This window comes from Mucilaginibacter sp. (genome assembly GCF_028288205.1).
Classification (GTDB): Bacteria; Bacteroidota; Bacteroidia; order Sphingobacteriales; family Sphingobacteriaceae; genus Mucilaginibacter.
This window is the reverse complement of record NZ_JAQBOD010000042.1, coordinates 71,495-87,562: the sequence shown is the minus strand read 5'-3', so window position 1 is coordinate 87,562 and position 16,068 is coordinate 71,495. Positions and strand designations below refer to the sequence as shown.

Genomic DNA, 16,068 nt, shown 5'->3' with positions numbered 1-16,068 from the left:
TTAGTTAGTACCGGCTTTTAGCCTTAATTTAGCTGGTATGAATGTATTGATCGCTCCAAACGCTTTTAAAAACAGTCTTGACGCGCAAGGTGTTGCAGAGGCCATAGCACAAGGACTGCAGCAAAGCGATCTTAATTGCACCTGCCGGCTTTTTCCGGTGGGTGATGGTGGCGATGGCACGGGTAGTTTAATTATAAAACACCTGGATGGCCAAATAATTTCCGTCCCGGCGCATGATGCATTGGGGCGCGAAATAACAGCAACATTTGGATGGGTTGACAATAGCCGCACTGCAATAATAGAAATGGCCGATGCGTCAGGCATGCGCTTGCTAAAGCCAGGCGAATTAAACCCTATGTTAGCCAACACCGCCGGAACGGGGGAGCTTATTAAACAGGCATTAGATAAAGGGGCAGATAAAATTATAATTGGCATGGGCGGCTCGGCAACAGTGGATGGGGGTGCGGGTATATTAAGTGCGCTGGGTATGTTATTTTATGATACAGATGGCCGGGAGCTGACCCCTGTTCCGGCTCAGCTCATTGACCTGGCCATGGTTGATATTGGTCCTTTAGATAAACGTGTTTTTGCTTGCGATATAACTATTTTATGCGATGTTGATAATATGCTATTAGGTGCCGATGGGGCAGCCGCGGTATTTGGTCCGCAAAAAGGCGCAACAGCTGCTGATGTGGTAAAGCTTGGTGCCATGCTTAAAAAATTTGCAGCCATAGCACTACAGGAAACCGGAAAAGATATAACGCATATTCAATATGGCGGTACTGCCGGCGGAGCAGCAGCCGGGTTGCATGCCTTTTTAAATGCCAAACTGGTAAGTGGCGCGACGCATTTTTTAGAACTTACCGGTTTTGAAGCTTCTTTGCAAAATGCCGACATTGTAATTACCGGCGAGGGTAGTATTGACGAACAAACATTACAAGGAAAGGCCCCTGCTGTGGTGGCTGCTTTGGCTAAGAGACGGGGTTTGAAGGTAATTGGTTTGGCCGGAAAAGTGGCCATAGTGTATAGTGAAGCATTAAATCAACACTTTGACATGCTTCGCTCAATTAATATTGAACCCACAGATTTAGCTACCGCATTAAAGAATACGCACACAAATCTGGTGCGTACCGCTATGGAAATAGGTAACCTATTGGCTTTAAGCAACTAATAACTGTCCTAAATTAGAAACTTTCTATACTGCCTGTTTGATTTACAACCTATAGGTGCCACACTGGCATACTAGTTGTCTGATTATATATAATAGACCTTGTTGCTTTTTAACGTAAAAAAGAATTATATGAAATTCCCCCAGTTTACCTTAAGAACTAACAGCATGATACAGGCAAATATTAACAGCCAGACTTATTTTTTTACTATTAATCATATTACTAAAGAGCCTAATAATAAATTGATATATGGTATACGGCTAAATAAAAGTAATTACTTTTTGAGTAAAACTTCCGGTGTTAATGATGCTGAACAATTAGATAACAATTTGCCATTAGAGGCATCTATACTTAATGAGCTAAGTAAAGTAATAACCACAGTTGAGCTTAAGTATACCAAGCGACCACCATTGGAGCTTATGAATAGCGAGGTATTTCGCCTCCTTATAAAATTGCGCAACCTAAGGGTAAAAGTACTTAACCCGGTGTAATATAGGCTCACTAAAAAATCCGCCCCGATAATTCGGGGCGGATTTTTAGTATAAAAGGTGATTGTTTTTAATTTATTTCCGTTCGCCTGCTGCCCAGATATTGCGTATGGTATCTCATCGCCCACGCCGGTGGGCGTTACTTTTTATTTTGTTATTATATCCCCACTTTTTATTTGGCTCTGGTCTCATAAACAAGGGTACCGTATTATATCGGGTTTATTGGGGTGGATAACAAGCAATAATTTCTAAATCATCAGCACCACTGTTTTCAATATGTACCTCACCCACATCCGCAGGCAAAAAATAAGTGTCGCCTTGTTTAACCTCTATGGTTTCGCCGCCGTGCACAAACCAGCCCTCGCCAGCCAAAATAATAAGCGTTTTAAATGAGTCATCATCCAATTGATAAATGTCGGGGATAATCAACTTATCCATTTGAAAACAAGCAGTATCAGCATCGGTTATTAATTTAATAACCGTAGTGCCATCTTCTAAAACAACAGGCTCCGGGTGTTTGGCATATTTTCTTAATGTGTCATATTTAGATAGCCCCTCGTAAGTAAAACAATCCAGCATGGCATCAAAACCAACGCCCTGGTGGCATAGCATATCCGGCAATGTGCTGCCATCAAATGTTTTACGTTCTACCCGCATGGTATAATCGGTAGGCTCCTGTATCTCTATCAAAAAACAGCCACTGCCAATAGCGTGGGGCAGGCCACCTTCAATTAAAAACACATCGCCGGGCTGTACATAAAATTTATGCAGGGCGTTTATCATGCCGTCAATATCCTGCTCGTCAAAATATTTTTTCCATTGCGCTTTGGTTACATCGGGTTTAAACCCAATCAGCACATAAGGCGGCTCGCCATTTATCTCTCTGCCACCCATAATATACCAGGCCTCGGTTTTGCCATAGTCTGATTTAAAATAGTCCCTGGCATAAGCTTTTGTAGGATGCACCTGGATAGATAACCGAACTGCGGCATCCAGTACCTTGGTCAACACCGCAGTATGTACGCCATATTTAGCCACATGTTCCTCACCCAAAAAACCTTCGCTGTCGGCTTTTATCAGGTCGATAAGTTTTGCCGTTGAGCCATCAGGCATTAATACAGTGCTTAAACCCTCACCAGGGATATAGTTTTTATTGCGCGCTTCTACTACTGATGCCAGCCACTCTTCAGGTTTATCATTATCAGCAGGGTTATTTAGGCCTTGCCACTGTTCAATAAGCTTACCGCCGGTGTAAGAACGTACTACCCGGTTATTTAATAGTTTTAGTATAGTTTCTGATGGTTTCATTTAGTTATATTCTCGTAATATTTCTCCCTGCCTTTTCTCATTATAGGTGGTCGATATTTTTATAATTCTTTTAAACTTATAATATTGCCCGTGGAGGCGTTTTCATGCAGCATAATCCAATGCAAGATTTATTTGGCCAATTTAAATGGTTTAGATCGTAATCCAACGCTATTGATAGCTATTATTGAACAAGAATGTTTTTCGCCGGGGCTGCCTACAAATCAATTATAATTAACAACCTATTCATGGCCTTTTTTAAGTAAAAGAATTGTTATGAAAACGATTGCGTAAATATATTTAGTGATTGATGGCGGATATTTAGGGTTTTATTAAAAAATTCGGGTTTATTTGTCTGATTAAAACCAATATTGCCCAAACCTAAATTGTATTTTAGTAAACAGCTATAAATGAGTAAACCCGTAATTACAAATTACCGCTGGGTTATTTGTGCCCTTCTTTTCTTTGCTACTACTATTAATTATATTGACAGGCAGATTATTGGCTTACTTAAGCCAACGCTGGAAGCTGCTTTTAAATGGACAGAATCCGACTATGGCTATATTGTAGCTGCTTTTACTACTTGTTATGCGTTAGGCTATGTAGTTTTTGGAGGGTTTATAGATCGTATCGGGTCAAAAATAGGCTATTCCATTTCCATTGTTGTTTGGAGTATTGCCGCCATGCTACACGCTATTGTTAATACCACTTTCGGGTTTGGCGCGGTAAGGTCATTGTTGGGACTGGGCGAGGGCGGAAATTTCCCCGCGGCAGTAAAAGCCACTGCCGAATGGTTCCCGAAAAAAGAAAGAGCTTTGGCTACCGGTATATTTAATTCGGGCACAAGTGTTGGTGCCGTCATAGCTCCAATTTTAGTTCCGTTAATATTGGCCATTTATGGCTGGCGCCTTGCTTTCTTAATTACCGGCGCTATAGGCTTTGTATGGCTGGTATTGTGGCTGATATTTTATGAGATACCATCACGCCAAAGAAGATTAAGTAAAGAAGAGTTTGATTATATACATAGCGATAACGAACCCGGTGACGGAGAAAACGAAAAGCCTGTAAAATGGAGCAAGCTGTTAAGTGTAAAACAAAGCTGGGTGTTTATATCAGCCAAAGCGCTTACTGACCCTGTGTGGTGGTTCTTTTTGTTTTGGCTGCCGTCTTATTTTGCATCAGTGTATCACCTCGATCTTAAAAAGCCAAGTTTGGAACTGGTTGCTATTTATGGGGCAACTACTATTGGCAGCATAGGCGGCGGTTATTTATCATCGGCATTAATAAAAAGAGGATGGCTGGTATTAAAGGCCCGTAAAACCACGTTATTAATAGCGGCTATTGTAGTGCTGCCAATTGTACTGGTGCGCTATACAACTAATATTTGGATAGCGGTTGCAGTTATTGGCTTGGTTATGGCCGCGCACCAGGCATGGAGCTCTAATATATTTACAGTTGTGTCAGACATTGTTCCTAAAAAAGCAGTAAGCTCAGTAGTGGGTATGGGTGGGATGACCGGCTCACTGGCATCGGCACTGTTTCAGTTGTTTGTTGGCGTATTATTAGATCATTATGTAACATTAGGTAATATAGGTGCCGGCTATAACATTATATTTATTATGTGCGCGTTGGCATATAGTATTTCATGGCTCATTATTCACCGGCTTACATCAACCATGAAGCCTTTAAACTTATAACCATTATTAAAGTCATTAAGTCAATACACATGAAAAAGTATATTTATATAGTTTTATTAATACTGGCCGCTGGGGTTTTGTACCAGTGTACAACCCACAAACTTATTGTGATGAATAATCCGCCGCCGGCGGATCCTAATTCGTCGCCGGTAGTGCCGGCTGATCAATCTATCAGTAAAATGAAATTAGAGCCGGGCATGGCTATAAAAATGATAGCGGCCGAGCCGCTAATAAGCTCGCCGGTAGCTATGATGTTTGATAAGAAAGGCCGGATATGGGTGTTAGAAATGGAAGATTATATGCCCGACACCTTAGGTAATGGCGAAAATGTGCCAAGCGCCAAAGTGGTTATGCTGTCTGACAAAAACGGTGATGGGGTGATGGATGACCGCAAGGTAATTATAGACTCGCTGGTTATGCCTCGCGCTTTTTGTTTGGTTGAAGATGGCATATTAGTAGCCGAGCCACCCTACCTATGGTACTATAAATTGGAAAACGACAAGCCGGTTAAAAAGACATTAATAGACAGCAAATATACCGATGGCGGTAACGTAGAGCATTCATCAAACGGATTATATCGCGGGTTGGACAACTGGATATACAATGCCAACTCGCCAAAGCGCTATCGCAAAATGGGCGATAAATGGCTGACAGAAAAAGCGCACGAAAAGGGACAATGGGGCATTACCCAGGATAATGTGGGCCGCATGTATGCCAACGATAACTCAACCAACCTGGTTGGCGATTACTTCCCGCCGGGATTGGGGTTGAATAATAAAAACCAACGTAATGTAGCGGGCTATAGCGAGCGTACCGTTGCTGATAACCGCACTTTCCCGATAAGACCGACAACGGGTGTTAACCGCGGTTATATGAAGGGGGTATTAGATGATAGCTTAAGGCTAACCAATTTTACAGCCGCTTGCGGACCGATGATCTATCGCGGCGGACTATTTGGCCCGGCTTACGATTTTAATGCTTTTGTTGCCGAACCATCGGCCAACTTAATTAAGCGCGATATACTGGCCGAGAACGGCAATGTGGTAAAGGGCCGTGAGGCATATCATGGCCGCGAGTTTTTAGCCAGTGTTGATGAGCGTTTCCGCCCGGTAAGTTTGTATGATGGTCCGGATGGCGCGTTATATATTGTAGATATGTACCGTGGTATTATTCAGCACAGAACCTATTTGAGCGCTTACCTGAAACAAGAGATAAAAAAACGCGATCTGACCAAGCCATTATCATGCGGTCGCTTGTATAAAGTTTATCCGGCCGGTAAAAAACTGGTTAGCGTAACTTTCCCGGACGACCCTTTAAAACTTGTAGCCTTGCTGGGTAGTCCTAACGGTTATGTACGCGACCAGGCACAACAAATATTGGTTGACAGTAAACCAGCAGCAGCTATACCGGCTTTGCAGGCGGCTATAAAATCGACCAATGTGTTTTTAGTTACCCATGCCTTATGGACATTAGAGGGTATGGGCCAGATAAAAACCGACGAGGTTTTGGCCTTGCTGCAATCGCCAACCTGGAATATCCGTATGCAGGCCATAACGGTCTCTCCATCGGTTGTCAATAAAAGCAACTATAAACAATTTGCCAGCGCGTTTGAGCAAAATGTAGCTAAAAATGACACCATTGCCGCGCCGTATGTAGCGTTTGCAACCAATGCCATACAGCCTTTTGACAAAGCAGCGGCTGATAATATCCTATTGAGCCTTGCCAAAAAATACCCTAAAAATCTATTTGTTGCCGATGCCATTGTAAGCAACCTGCAAAACAGGGAAGAAGCCTTTCAGAAACGGGTTGAAGCCATAGTGCCCGATACCAGTATGGCCGTAAACAAACGCATATTACGGGTTATTACCGCTATGAACGAAGCCAAACGCAATAGCGATCCTAAAATCCTGGCAAAGTTATACCCTAAAGGTGCGGCTATTTTTAATACGGTTTGTAAAACCTGCCATGGCGAAGATGGCAATGGTATACCATCACTTGCCCCGCCGCTTAACGGATCGGAAATAATAAATGGGAGTAAAGAGGTATTGATATCCATAATTTTAAAAGGATTATCCGGCCCGGTTATGGTAAAAGGGCATTTATATAAAGCACCCGAGATAGGTGGCGAAATGCCGGGCTTTGCCGATAACAAAGATTTTAGCAACGATGATATTGTGCAGATATTAAATTACGTTCGTCACGCGTGGAACAACAATGGCAGCAGGATCATTGTCGACGACGTATCAAACATCCGTAATAAATATAGTAAAAGGGAAAAATCATTCACTATGGATGAGCTTGATCCCTCGTTAAAAACCAATTGATCTGTAAATTTAACCTACTATAATATAAACCAATTATGAAAAGAATTATTTTTTGCCTTGTTCTAAGCAGTTTTTTGGCGCCAATTGCATTCGGCCAAAAAAAGCTATTAAAAGATATACCGGGAGTAGTATCTTATACTTACCGCGATGATTTTGCTAAAGATGTACCGGGCACCTTAGATAAAATTAAATCGCTGGGAGTTACCAATATTGAATTTTCGAACCTTTTTAAAAAAACGCCCGAAGAGTTGCGCGCCTTGTTGGATGCACGCGGAATGCGTTGTACCAGTATAGGTGTAGGTTATGGCGACCTGGACAAGCATATGGATAAAGTTATTGCCCAGGCTAAAGCTTTGGGTGCCGAGTTTGTGCGTATAGGCTCTATCCCTCACCCCGGCGATTTTAAGGATCTGCACGCTGATGTAGTTAAACAAGCCGCGATAGACTTTAATAAATTTGGTAAAACATTGGCCGAAAACGGCTTGACCTTTTGCTACCATAACCACGGTCCTGAGTTTAAACCGGCCGGAGAGTTAGGCGACGGGTTGCTTTTTGATTACCTGGTAAAAAACACCGACCCTAAATATGTATCGTTCGAAATGGATGTAATGTGGGTTTACTGGCCGGGCCAGGATCCGGTTGCTTTGTTGCAAAAATATCCTGATCGTTTTAAATTGATGCACGTTAAAAACGTGAAAAAAGGGTTAGAACGTGGCGGATCGGCAACATTTGTTGCAGTAGGAGAAGGCCAGATAGATATGGAGGCTGTATTAAAAGCGGCACGAAAAACCAAAATCAAATACTACTATATTGAAGACGAAAGCAAGCCGGAATTTATTGACGCGCAAATGCCGGTTAGTTTGAAGTATTTGGAAGGATTGACCAGGTAAGCGACCTGCATAAATCATAAAAAGGCGGCCACGAATTTCAATTTCGGGCCGCCTTTTTTATATATAACCCGTCATAGGAGGAATGTGATGCACTATATCGTCAGCGATGTTGTTTCATCTTGTTTCACCACATAGAAATCACCCGTTTTGCAATAATTTGATTACCAACAAATTAACCAATAGTTACCCATAAAAATACTGACGAATAAGTTGTTACATTTTGTTTCACCACTTTTAGGCAAGTTATTGTATTTCAATTGGTTAAGCCAAAATCTTGTTTCACTTGTTTCATTTGTTTCACCCTCGCGTGAAACAAAACCCAATAGAAGAGTTACTCTACCGCTACCCCACTCACAAACGTATTGGCTTTAATCTGCGCGGCTGTAAGGGCCTGCCCATTCATTACTACATTTTTAAAGCTTATATCCTTTATGGCATGATCGGCGTCAGCACCAACCATGTCGACAGTAAGCGGAGCGCCAAGCACGGTTATGTTTTTAAAACTAATGCCTTGTACTTTGCCAAAGCCGTCGCCGGGCCTTGTCCATACAGCGTGGCCTATCCATACAGAAATAAACTTATGCGCTTCTTCAATACGGATATCTTCAAAATGCACATTGCTTATCGTGCCGCCATCGCATTGATAAATACGCATAGACCATTCGCGGCCCTTGTCATGTATTACATCACAGTTGGTAAAAAGCACATCATCAACATTATCACTAACCTCGGCGCCTATGCTAAGGGCGTGGGCCAGCTGGTTCCATAGTACGCAATTGGTAGCCAGTATGTGTTTAGCGTCGCCCTGGCCCTTATCCGCCTTAACCACTATCAGGTCATCCATGGTACGCAGGAAGCAGTTTTTTACAGTTACATAGCGGCTGTTACAAATGTCAATACCATCTGTATTGGCACGATAGCCAAATATCTTTAGATTATCAACGGTCACACTATCCGATTGACGGATAGGAACGTTCCAAGTACTGGCATCCCGCAGGATAATACCTTCTACATTTATATTTTGCCCGCGTATAAATAATAAGTTACGGGCATGAGTAGGGCACGCGCCGGCATCAATAATACCACGCCCGCGGATGGTAATATTCCGTCCGCGTAAAGATATAGATGGCGAATAATTGCGCATGCCATCGCCTTTATTAACACGGTATTTCTCGCTTGAATCTATCACCGCCCGCACTATTGCGCCGCCAGCAACATAAATAGTTTTATTATCGCCAATTTCCAGGTGGCTTATAGTATGTATACCCGGGCCAAAATATATTACGTTGCGGTCATTGGCTTTGGGCACATTGGCTTCAATCGGATTAACAAAAAGGTGCAGCGATTTTACCCATTCGCCGTTTATCTCGATAGTAAGGTTTTTGGGCGATGAAACCACGAAAGAGATGGAGCGCCCATGTATAGTAGCATTAACTCCAAAAGATGTGGGTAGTACTTTAACAGAAGTAACCTCTTCAGGAACGGTAACGGTTACTGTTGCCGAACCCTGCATATCAAAATATGCAAAGGCAGCGGTGTCAAAATATTTATGAGAATTTTTTATATCGGCTATTCCTTTAAACTGATCTGGCGTACCATTGGCAGCTATTTTAGCTGTATAAACCGCAACGTTCTTTCCTACGACCGATATTTTATAGCGTTGGTCTAAAACTTCGCCCGCGGGTGCCGGATAAACTACTATCTTGCCTTTAGGTTTGCCGGTTGCATTAGTGTTTAATACAAGCAGGAATAGCATACCCGTTAACAACAGGCTTAAAAATCTTAATTTATTCATAGGTTATAATTTAGGCGCTTTTAAAGGAGATGGAAGTATAAATGTCGGTAAAAGCGACTAAGTTTATATCGGCTCTTGCAAAAAAAAGTAAAACAAATAAATTTGTAGCCACAATTATAAAACATAAAGAAAGATGAGAAAAACAAGTTCAATTATTATGATCATGTTGTCTGCCTTAATGTTTCAGGCATGTAAAGACAGCAAAAAAGAAAACTCGATAATTGGCATTGATCAAACAGGGTCGTTGGTAAGCGAAGACGATGCAAATTTTGCAGCTTCGGCCGCGGACCGCGGCACTACCGAGGTAGAGTTAAGCTTTTTTGCAAAAGACAAGTTAGTTAACAGCAAAGTAAAGGAGTTGGCCGCTAAGATTTTAAAAGACTATGCAAAAGCCAACGAAGAATTAATGAACATAGCCACAGCTAAAAAAATAAATCTGCCACTTAACAGCGACGGGCAGGAGGAAAAAGACGAGCTAAACTCAAAGAGCGGCAGCGAATTCGACAAAGCATTTATTGCCAAGTTAGCCGAAGGCAATGAAAAAGCGGTTAAGTTATTTGATGATGGGACAGATGATGTAAAGGATAAAGAACTAAACGCTTTTGCTGTAAAAACACTGGCAATATTAAAAAAACAGGCAGACGATATTAAGGCGATACAGGATAGTATGAAGTAAGGTTTTAGAGATCTAATTAAGAGTGTTCAGAAGATAAAAAAGCTGTGGGTCGTGTGATTCCCTCCCCTGGGAGGGTAGGGAGGGGTTAATGAAGCGATTTATAAATCTCCCCGTTTTTCCGAATTACCATGATTCTAAACCCGTTTTTATAAAAGATAAACGCGGGCAGTTGCTTTTATAAAATATTCAACTAAATTTAGCTAACCAATTATCATGACCTGGATACAGCCCGTTAACCCGCTTAATAGCTTAACGCTTTCTGCATTAGTGGCATTGGTACCTATATTGGTTATTTTTTGGGCGCTGGTTATCAAAAAAACAAAAGGCTATAAAGCCAGTATAATGGCATGTGCCGTAGCCATACTTATAGCTGTTTTGATTTATGGGATGCCGGTGAGGCTGGCGCTTTTATCAGTAGCTAACGGGGCGCTATATGGGTTCTTCCCCATTTGCTGGATAGTTATTGCCGCGGTGTTTTTATTTAACTTAACTATAAAAAGCGGCCAGTTCGAGATCATTAAACATTTTATGGCCGCTGTTACTCCCGACAGAAGATTACAGGCCATGCTCATCGCTTTTTCTTTCGGCGCCTTTTTAGAGGGCACGGCAGGATTTGGCGCGCCGGTAGCTATAACTGCTGCCATGTTAGTGGGGTTGGAGTTTGATGCTATGTATGCTACCGGCTTATGCTTAATAGCCAATACAGTGCCCGTAGCATTTGGCTCGGTAGGTATACCCATAGCAGTAGCTTCACAAATATCAGGTATTCATGAAATGGAAATATCACAGATGGTAGGCAGAACGCTGCCTATTTTATCTGTATTTACACCGTTTTACCTGGTAGTATTAATGTCCGGCTTTAAAAGATCTATTGAAGTGTTACCAGCCATATTAGTTTCGGGCCTTTCATTTGGGTTGCTGCAATTCTTTACTTCTAATTTTATTGGTCCGGCATTGCCCGATATTATTGCGGGCATTGGTTCAATTATAGCCTTAATAGTTTTCTTAAAATTTTGGAAACCGAAAACCGTATGGCGGTTCGCTAATGAAAAATCTCCTTTAACCACAATAAAAGAGACTTATACTGTTAACCAGATCATTACCGCCTGGTCGCCATTTTTGTTATTAACTATAGTAATATTAACCTGGGGATTACCGTCTGTTAAAGAGTTCCTGAATACTCAAGGGCAACTGCAATTCAATTTCCCCGGGCTGCATAATAGTATAGCCGATCAAAAGGGCACATTGTTGCCGCATGTGTTTAAGTTTAATTACCTATCGGCAGCAGGTACAGCCGTTTTCTTATCAGCCGTGATAGCTGTACCTGTTGTTGGCCTAACCTATAAACAAGGCACAGTGGTTTTTGCGGCTACTTTAAAGCAACTAATGTTCCCAATAATAACCATCATGTCGGTTTTAAGCTTTGCTTACATAGTAAATGATTCGGGTATTACCACAACCATAGCGTTATTATTAGCCGCAACCGGTCCGCTGTTTCCATTTTTTGCGCCGGTATTAGGCTGGCTGGGTGTATTTATAACCGGATCAGACACCGCATCAACCGCGTTATTTACAAAATTACAATATGTAACTGCCACCAAAATTGGGGTTGCCCCGGTGGTTACCGTTGCTGCCAATTGCTCGGGTGGTGTGGTTGGTAAAATGATATCGCCACAATCTATAGCTGTAGCTGCAGCTGCCGGTAATTTGATTGGGAAGGAGTCGGCGCTATTTCGGTTCACGCTAAAGCATAGCTTTTTTATATTATTGTTTTTGTGTTTGCTGGTGATGGGGCAAGCCTATTGGTTTAAATGGATAATACCGGCAAGCACGCCTGTTGCTACCGTAAATACGGTAGCTTTAAATACAGCGTTGCCGGGCTATACCTGGTTAATTATATTGGCATTACTTATTGCGATATTTGTAGCATTAATTAAATTAACCGGGCGTAAAGGATCAGCTTAAATAATATGAAGATAGTAGTACTTGACGGATATACACTTAATCCCGGCGACCTGTCATGGGATGCGCTGAATAAATTAGGCGATATAACCATATATGACCGCACCCCTTATGCAGAAATAACCAAACGCTGTGCAGGGGCAACGGTTGTTTTAACCAATAAAACCCCGTTAGACGAAGCCACATTAAACCAACTGCCCGATTTGAAATACATTGGCGTACTGGCTACCGGTTACAATATTATTAACACCGAAGTATGCAAAAAGAACGGCGTAATTGTAAGCAATGTGCCCGGCTACAGCACCCCTGCTGTGGCGCAACTGGTTTTTGCTTTTTTGCTGGAGCTTTGCCTGCATGTACAAAAACACAGTGACGCGGTTATGGACGGCAGATGGGCCCGTTCTGCCGATTTTTGTTTTTGGGATTATCCACTGATAGAGCTTGCCGGTAAAACTTTGGGCATAATTGGGTTTGGAACGATAGGCAAAAAAGTTGCCGATATCGCCACCGCGTTTGATATGAACATTATCGCCACCGGCAGAACACATACCGACCAATCGCACCGCGAGAATTTTAAATGGGTAACCCTGGATGAGCTTTTGCAACGATCGGATATGATCAGTATCCATTGCCCGTTAACGCCCGAAACGCAGGGGTTGATAAACGCAGAAAATTTAAGAAAAATGAAGCCATCGGCATTTTTGATAAATACTTCAAGAGGGCCTATTGTAGTTGATGCCGACCTGGCCGACGCGCTGAATAATGGTGTAATAGCCGGCGCGGGCATTGATGTACTATCTGTAGAGCCGCCCTCTGCAGGCAACCCGCTTTTTAAAGCGAAGAATTGTATTATTACCCCGCATATTGCCTGGGCAGCTAAAGAGGCGCGTACGCGATTGATGAATACGGTGGTGAGTAATTTGCAGGCTTTTATTGATGGTGCAGCTGTTAATGTAGTGAATAGATAACTATATTTTATTAATTTCTTTCATTTTGAACGATCGTTCGAAATGAAAGAAACCTATTAAATATTTTTCAAAACATATTGTTTTTCAAGTGGTTTATCATAAGAAGAAAAAAAATAAACCATGAAAAAACTAAATTTGATTGTAATGATTGCATTGGCCGGGCTGATGTTTCAGGCCTGCAACAACACTAAAAAAGACAGTACCGCTTCTGCGGATAGTGTAAACAAGGTAAAAGACACGACAACTTCGGGCATGACGGGGATAGCCGTTGACAAGGATGACGCAAAATTTGCTGTTGATGCGGCTAATGGCGGGATGACAGAGGTAGAACTGAGTAAGCTTGCCGAACAAAAAGCAACCAATGCCAAAGTAAAGGATTTTGCTGCTATGATGGTTATGGATCACTCAAAAGCGGGTGAGGAATTAAAAGCGGTTGCAAAAACTAAAAACATTACCCTGCCTGATTCAGTTAACGCCGATTCGAAAAAGGCAATTACTGATCTTTCTAAAAAGTCAGGCGCTGATTTTGATAAGGCTTATGTGGATAAAATGGTTTCTGACCATAAAGCTACTGTTGATATGTTTGAAAATGCTTCTAAAAAGCTTAAAGATGCTGATCTGAAAGCTTTTGTTGATAAAACATTGCCCACAATTAAAGGGCATTTAACAAACATTAAGGCTATTCATGATGGCATGAAATAATTTTCATTAAAATACATTATTTGTAAAAAGCACATAGAAAAAAACCGCTTATATATGCTTTTTGCAATTATGGCCCTGTTTTTTGAAATATTTTTATTGCAGACGTATAAACTGCAAGATGGTGCTTTTGCCTAATAAGATTTTGGGAAAAGATTAAAAAAGAAATTTAAAATTTATTCTACCTAGTACATAGGAATTTATACCTTTGTGCACTTGTTACAATCGGACTAAACCAATTCGTTCTTTATGAGAATAATGAGATCAGTTAATTTTAGAGGAGAAGTTTTAGCGAACTTCTCCTTTTTTAACGCTTCTCACTCCTAAAAAACGTAAACTATCTGTTAAAAAGCGCCCGTTTTATTTACAGGTATTAAAAGGACATCGTGAAATGTATACGGCTCAATAGCTTTGGCACCATGTCAAGGTGCCTGCTCATCTATGATTAAAATAAGCTGAACTGAAGGCTCGCTATAGCGGCGTTTGCTGGGTTGCCCGTGCCGCTGATGTGGTAAACAGGCGTTTCAACATATCTTGATGCGATAACAATTTCTGCACCCCGGGCGTGGGTATTAAAAAGATTATGAACCAATATAGGGTCATTATTATCTTTTGATAAATGCGATAAAAACAGGTGGCTCATATGCGCAGGCTTATAATCTATAAACAGCGTTAATGCCTGCCTGTTGGATAAGTGGCCATTGCCACCGCGAATGCGCCGTTTTAAATGAAATGGATAGTTGCCGCTCTCTAACATTCCCTCATCATAATTAGCTTCTAAAAAAGCGGCGTGACATTGTTGAAAGTGCAGGATCAGATTTTCGCACACAACACCCAGATCGGTAAAAACACCAACTTTCACATCGCCGCAGGCAATAGTGAAACTATGCGGATGGGCGGCATCATGCAGCTTTGAAAACGCGGTGATCAATAGTTCGCCTATGTGTATGGGCTGGTCGGCAAAGAACGTTGTTACCAGGTTGTCATCTAATCTTAAACCACCATGGTGCATAGTAAGCGGGGTTATATAAACCGGCAGCTTATATTTTTTTGCGAGTACGGTAACGCCCCGTATATGGTCAGAATGTTCATGCGATACAAAAATGGCTTTTACCTTGCGCATGGATAGGCCCAGGCGCGCCATGCGGGTTTCGGTTTCGCGGCAGGATATGCCCGCGTCAATCAATACCGCCTCATGCTCATTACCAACGTAATAGCAATTACCATTGCTTCCGGAATTTAACGAGGCTACAAATAAAGACATTACTACAAATTAACCGGTTTTAATTAAATATTTAAGCTAAAAGATTAAATATTTATTGCTAAAATCGCATCTATCTAAATAGCGGAAATACAATTCTATATTCAAATCAGCTTAGTACATTATAAAATGGACACTCCACAAACTTTACCAATACTTGATGCTGCCGAATTGCGTGTTTTGGGCTCATTAATGGAAAAATGCAAAACCACGCCCGACTATTACCCCATGACGCTTAATGGCCTTACCGCAGCGTGTAATCAAAAAACATCGCGCAAACCAGTGGTGCAGTATGAAGAAGCTATTGTAATGGACGCATTGAGCACGCTCAAAAAGCGTGGATTAATATCAACAGCCACAGGCGGCTCTATCCGATCGGTAAAATATAAGCACAACTTTGCCATTGTATATCCGCTTGTACCGTCAGAACTGGCTATACTATGCCTGCTGATGCTGCGGGGGCCATTAACCCCCGGCGAATTAAATACCAATTCGGGCAGGTTGTACGAATTTGAATCGATAGAAGAAGTGCAGGAGGTTTTAGATAAGCTTGCCGGCGGCGATATGCCATATTTAATGCAGTTGCCCAAACACCCCGGTCAAAAAGAAGCACGGTACGCTCATTTATTGGCCGGCGTGCCAGAGATAAGCGAGGATGACGAAATGGATGAATTACCGGGCAGGCCTGGTAGTGGCATTGAGGCCCGCCTTTCAAAAGTTGAGCTGGAGCTGGCAGAGCTGAAGGCGGCTTTTGATAAGTTGATGAAGGAGTTGAGTTAATGTCGATTACTCACCCCGACATCGCTCCGCTTGTCGACCCTCTTCGCTGCGCGG

At 42.0% G+C, this 16,068-nt stretch carries 13 protein-coding genes; 10 read left to right on the top strand and 3 right to left on the bottom strand.

The annotated features are described in order from the left end of the window. Positions 1–37 precede the first annotated feature (37 nt). The gene (locus tag JWR23_RS09745) at positions 38–1,171 is read left to right on the top strand and encodes a glycerate kinase (RefSeq protein ID WP_299515673.1); all 1,134 of its coding nucleotides are present in this window, start codon (positions 38–40) and stop codon (positions 1,169–1,171) included. A gap of 129 nt (positions 1,172–1,300) precedes the next feature. After that, positions 1,301–1,660: a hypothetical protein gene (locus tag JWR23_RS09740; RefSeq protein ID WP_299515671.1), complete on the top strand. Its 360-nt coding sequence runs from the start codon at positions 1,301–1,303 to the stop codon at positions 1,658–1,660. Between the two features lie 216 nt (positions 1,661–1,876). Here JWR23_RS09740 and JWR23_RS09735 read toward each other — a convergent pair whose 3' ends face one another. Beyond that, the gene (locus tag JWR23_RS09735) at positions 1,877–2,965 is read right to left on the bottom strand and encodes a type I phosphomannose isomerase catalytic subunit (protein WP_299515669.1); all 1,089 of its coding nucleotides are present in this window, start codon (positions 2,963–2,965) and stop codon (positions 1,877–1,879) included. 407 nt (positions 2,966–3,372) lie between these two features. On the opposite strand from JWR23_RS09735, the gene JWR23_RS09730 reads away from it, so the two are divergent. Genes JWR23_RS09730 through JWR23_RS09720 form a run of 3 tightly spaced genes read left to right on the top strand, consistent with a single transcriptional unit; the run spans position 3,373 to position 7,873 of the window. Further along, positions 3,373–4,659: an MFS transporter gene (locus tag JWR23_RS09730; protein ID WP_299515667.1), complete on the top strand. Its 1,287-nt coding sequence runs from the start codon at positions 3,373–3,375 to the stop codon at positions 4,657–4,659. A gap of 29 nt (positions 4,660–4,688) precedes the next feature. After that, on the top strand, positions 4,689–6,983 hold the full coding sequence (locus tag JWR23_RS09725) for a c-type cytochrome (RefSeq protein ID WP_299515666.1): 2,295 nt from the start codon (positions 4,689–4,691) through the stop codon (positions 6,981–6,983). 35 nt (positions 6,984–7,018) lie between these two features. Beyond that, positions 7,019–7,873 carry a sugar phosphate isomerase/epimerase gene (locus JWR23_RS09720; RefSeq protein ID WP_299515664.1) on the top strand — a complete coding sequence of 285 codons (855 nt, stop codon included), beginning with the start codon at positions 7,019–7,021 and terminating at the stop codon, positions 7,871–7,873. 331 nt (positions 7,874–8,204) lie between these two features. On the opposite strand, the gene JWR23_RS09715 is transcribed toward JWR23_RS09720, so the two are convergent. Next, entirely contained in the window at positions 8,205–9,668 is a 1,464-nt protein-coding gene (locus JWR23_RS09715) for a glycosyl hydrolase family 28 protein (protein ID WP_299515662.1), read from the bottom strand. Positions 9,669–9,801: 133 nt separating this feature from the next. On the opposite strand from JWR23_RS09715, the gene JWR23_RS09710 reads away from it, so the two are divergent. From JWR23_RS09710 to JWR23_RS09695, 4 genes are all read left to right on the top strand, one after another. Beyond that, positions 9,802–10,344 carry a DUF4142 domain-containing protein gene (locus tag JWR23_RS09710; RefSeq protein WP_299515661.1) on the top strand — a complete coding sequence of 181 codons (543 nt, stop codon included), beginning with the start codon at positions 9,802–9,804 and terminating at the stop codon, positions 10,342–10,344. A 213-nt stretch (positions 10,345–10,557) separates the two neighbouring features. Continuing rightward, complete coding sequence (locus JWR23_RS09705) at positions 10,558–12,309, top strand: L-lactate permease (protein WP_299515660.1); 1,752 nt, start codon at positions 10,558–10,560, stop codon at positions 12,307–12,309. A gap of 5 nt (positions 12,310–12,314) precedes the next feature. Then, on the top strand, positions 12,315–13,274 hold the full coding sequence (locus JWR23_RS09700; RefSeq protein ID WP_299515659.1) for a D-2-hydroxyacid dehydrogenase: 960 nt from the start codon (positions 12,315–12,317) through the stop codon (positions 13,272–13,274). Positions 13,275–13,394: 120 nt separating this feature from the next. Further along, positions 13,395–13,976, top strand: coding sequence for a DUF4142 domain-containing protein (locus tag JWR23_RS09695; protein WP_299515657.1), 582 nt, complete (start codon positions 13,395–13,397; stop codon positions 13,974–13,976). Between the two features lie 442 nt (positions 13,977–14,418). On the opposite strand, the gene JWR23_RS09690 is transcribed toward JWR23_RS09695, so the two are convergent. Beyond that, a complete protein-coding gene (locus JWR23_RS09690) occupies positions 14,419–15,237 on the bottom strand; it encodes an MBL fold metallo-hydrolase (protein WP_299515655.1) in 819 nt (272 codons plus the stop codon). A gap of 126 nt (positions 15,238–15,363) precedes the next feature. Here JWR23_RS09690 and JWR23_RS09685 point away from each other — a divergent pair, with 126 nt between their 5' ends. After that, a complete protein-coding gene (locus JWR23_RS09685; protein WP_299515653.1) occupies positions 15,364–16,014 on the top strand; it encodes a YceH family protein in 651 nt (216 codons plus the stop codon). Positions 16,015–16,068: the final 54 nt, after the last annotated feature.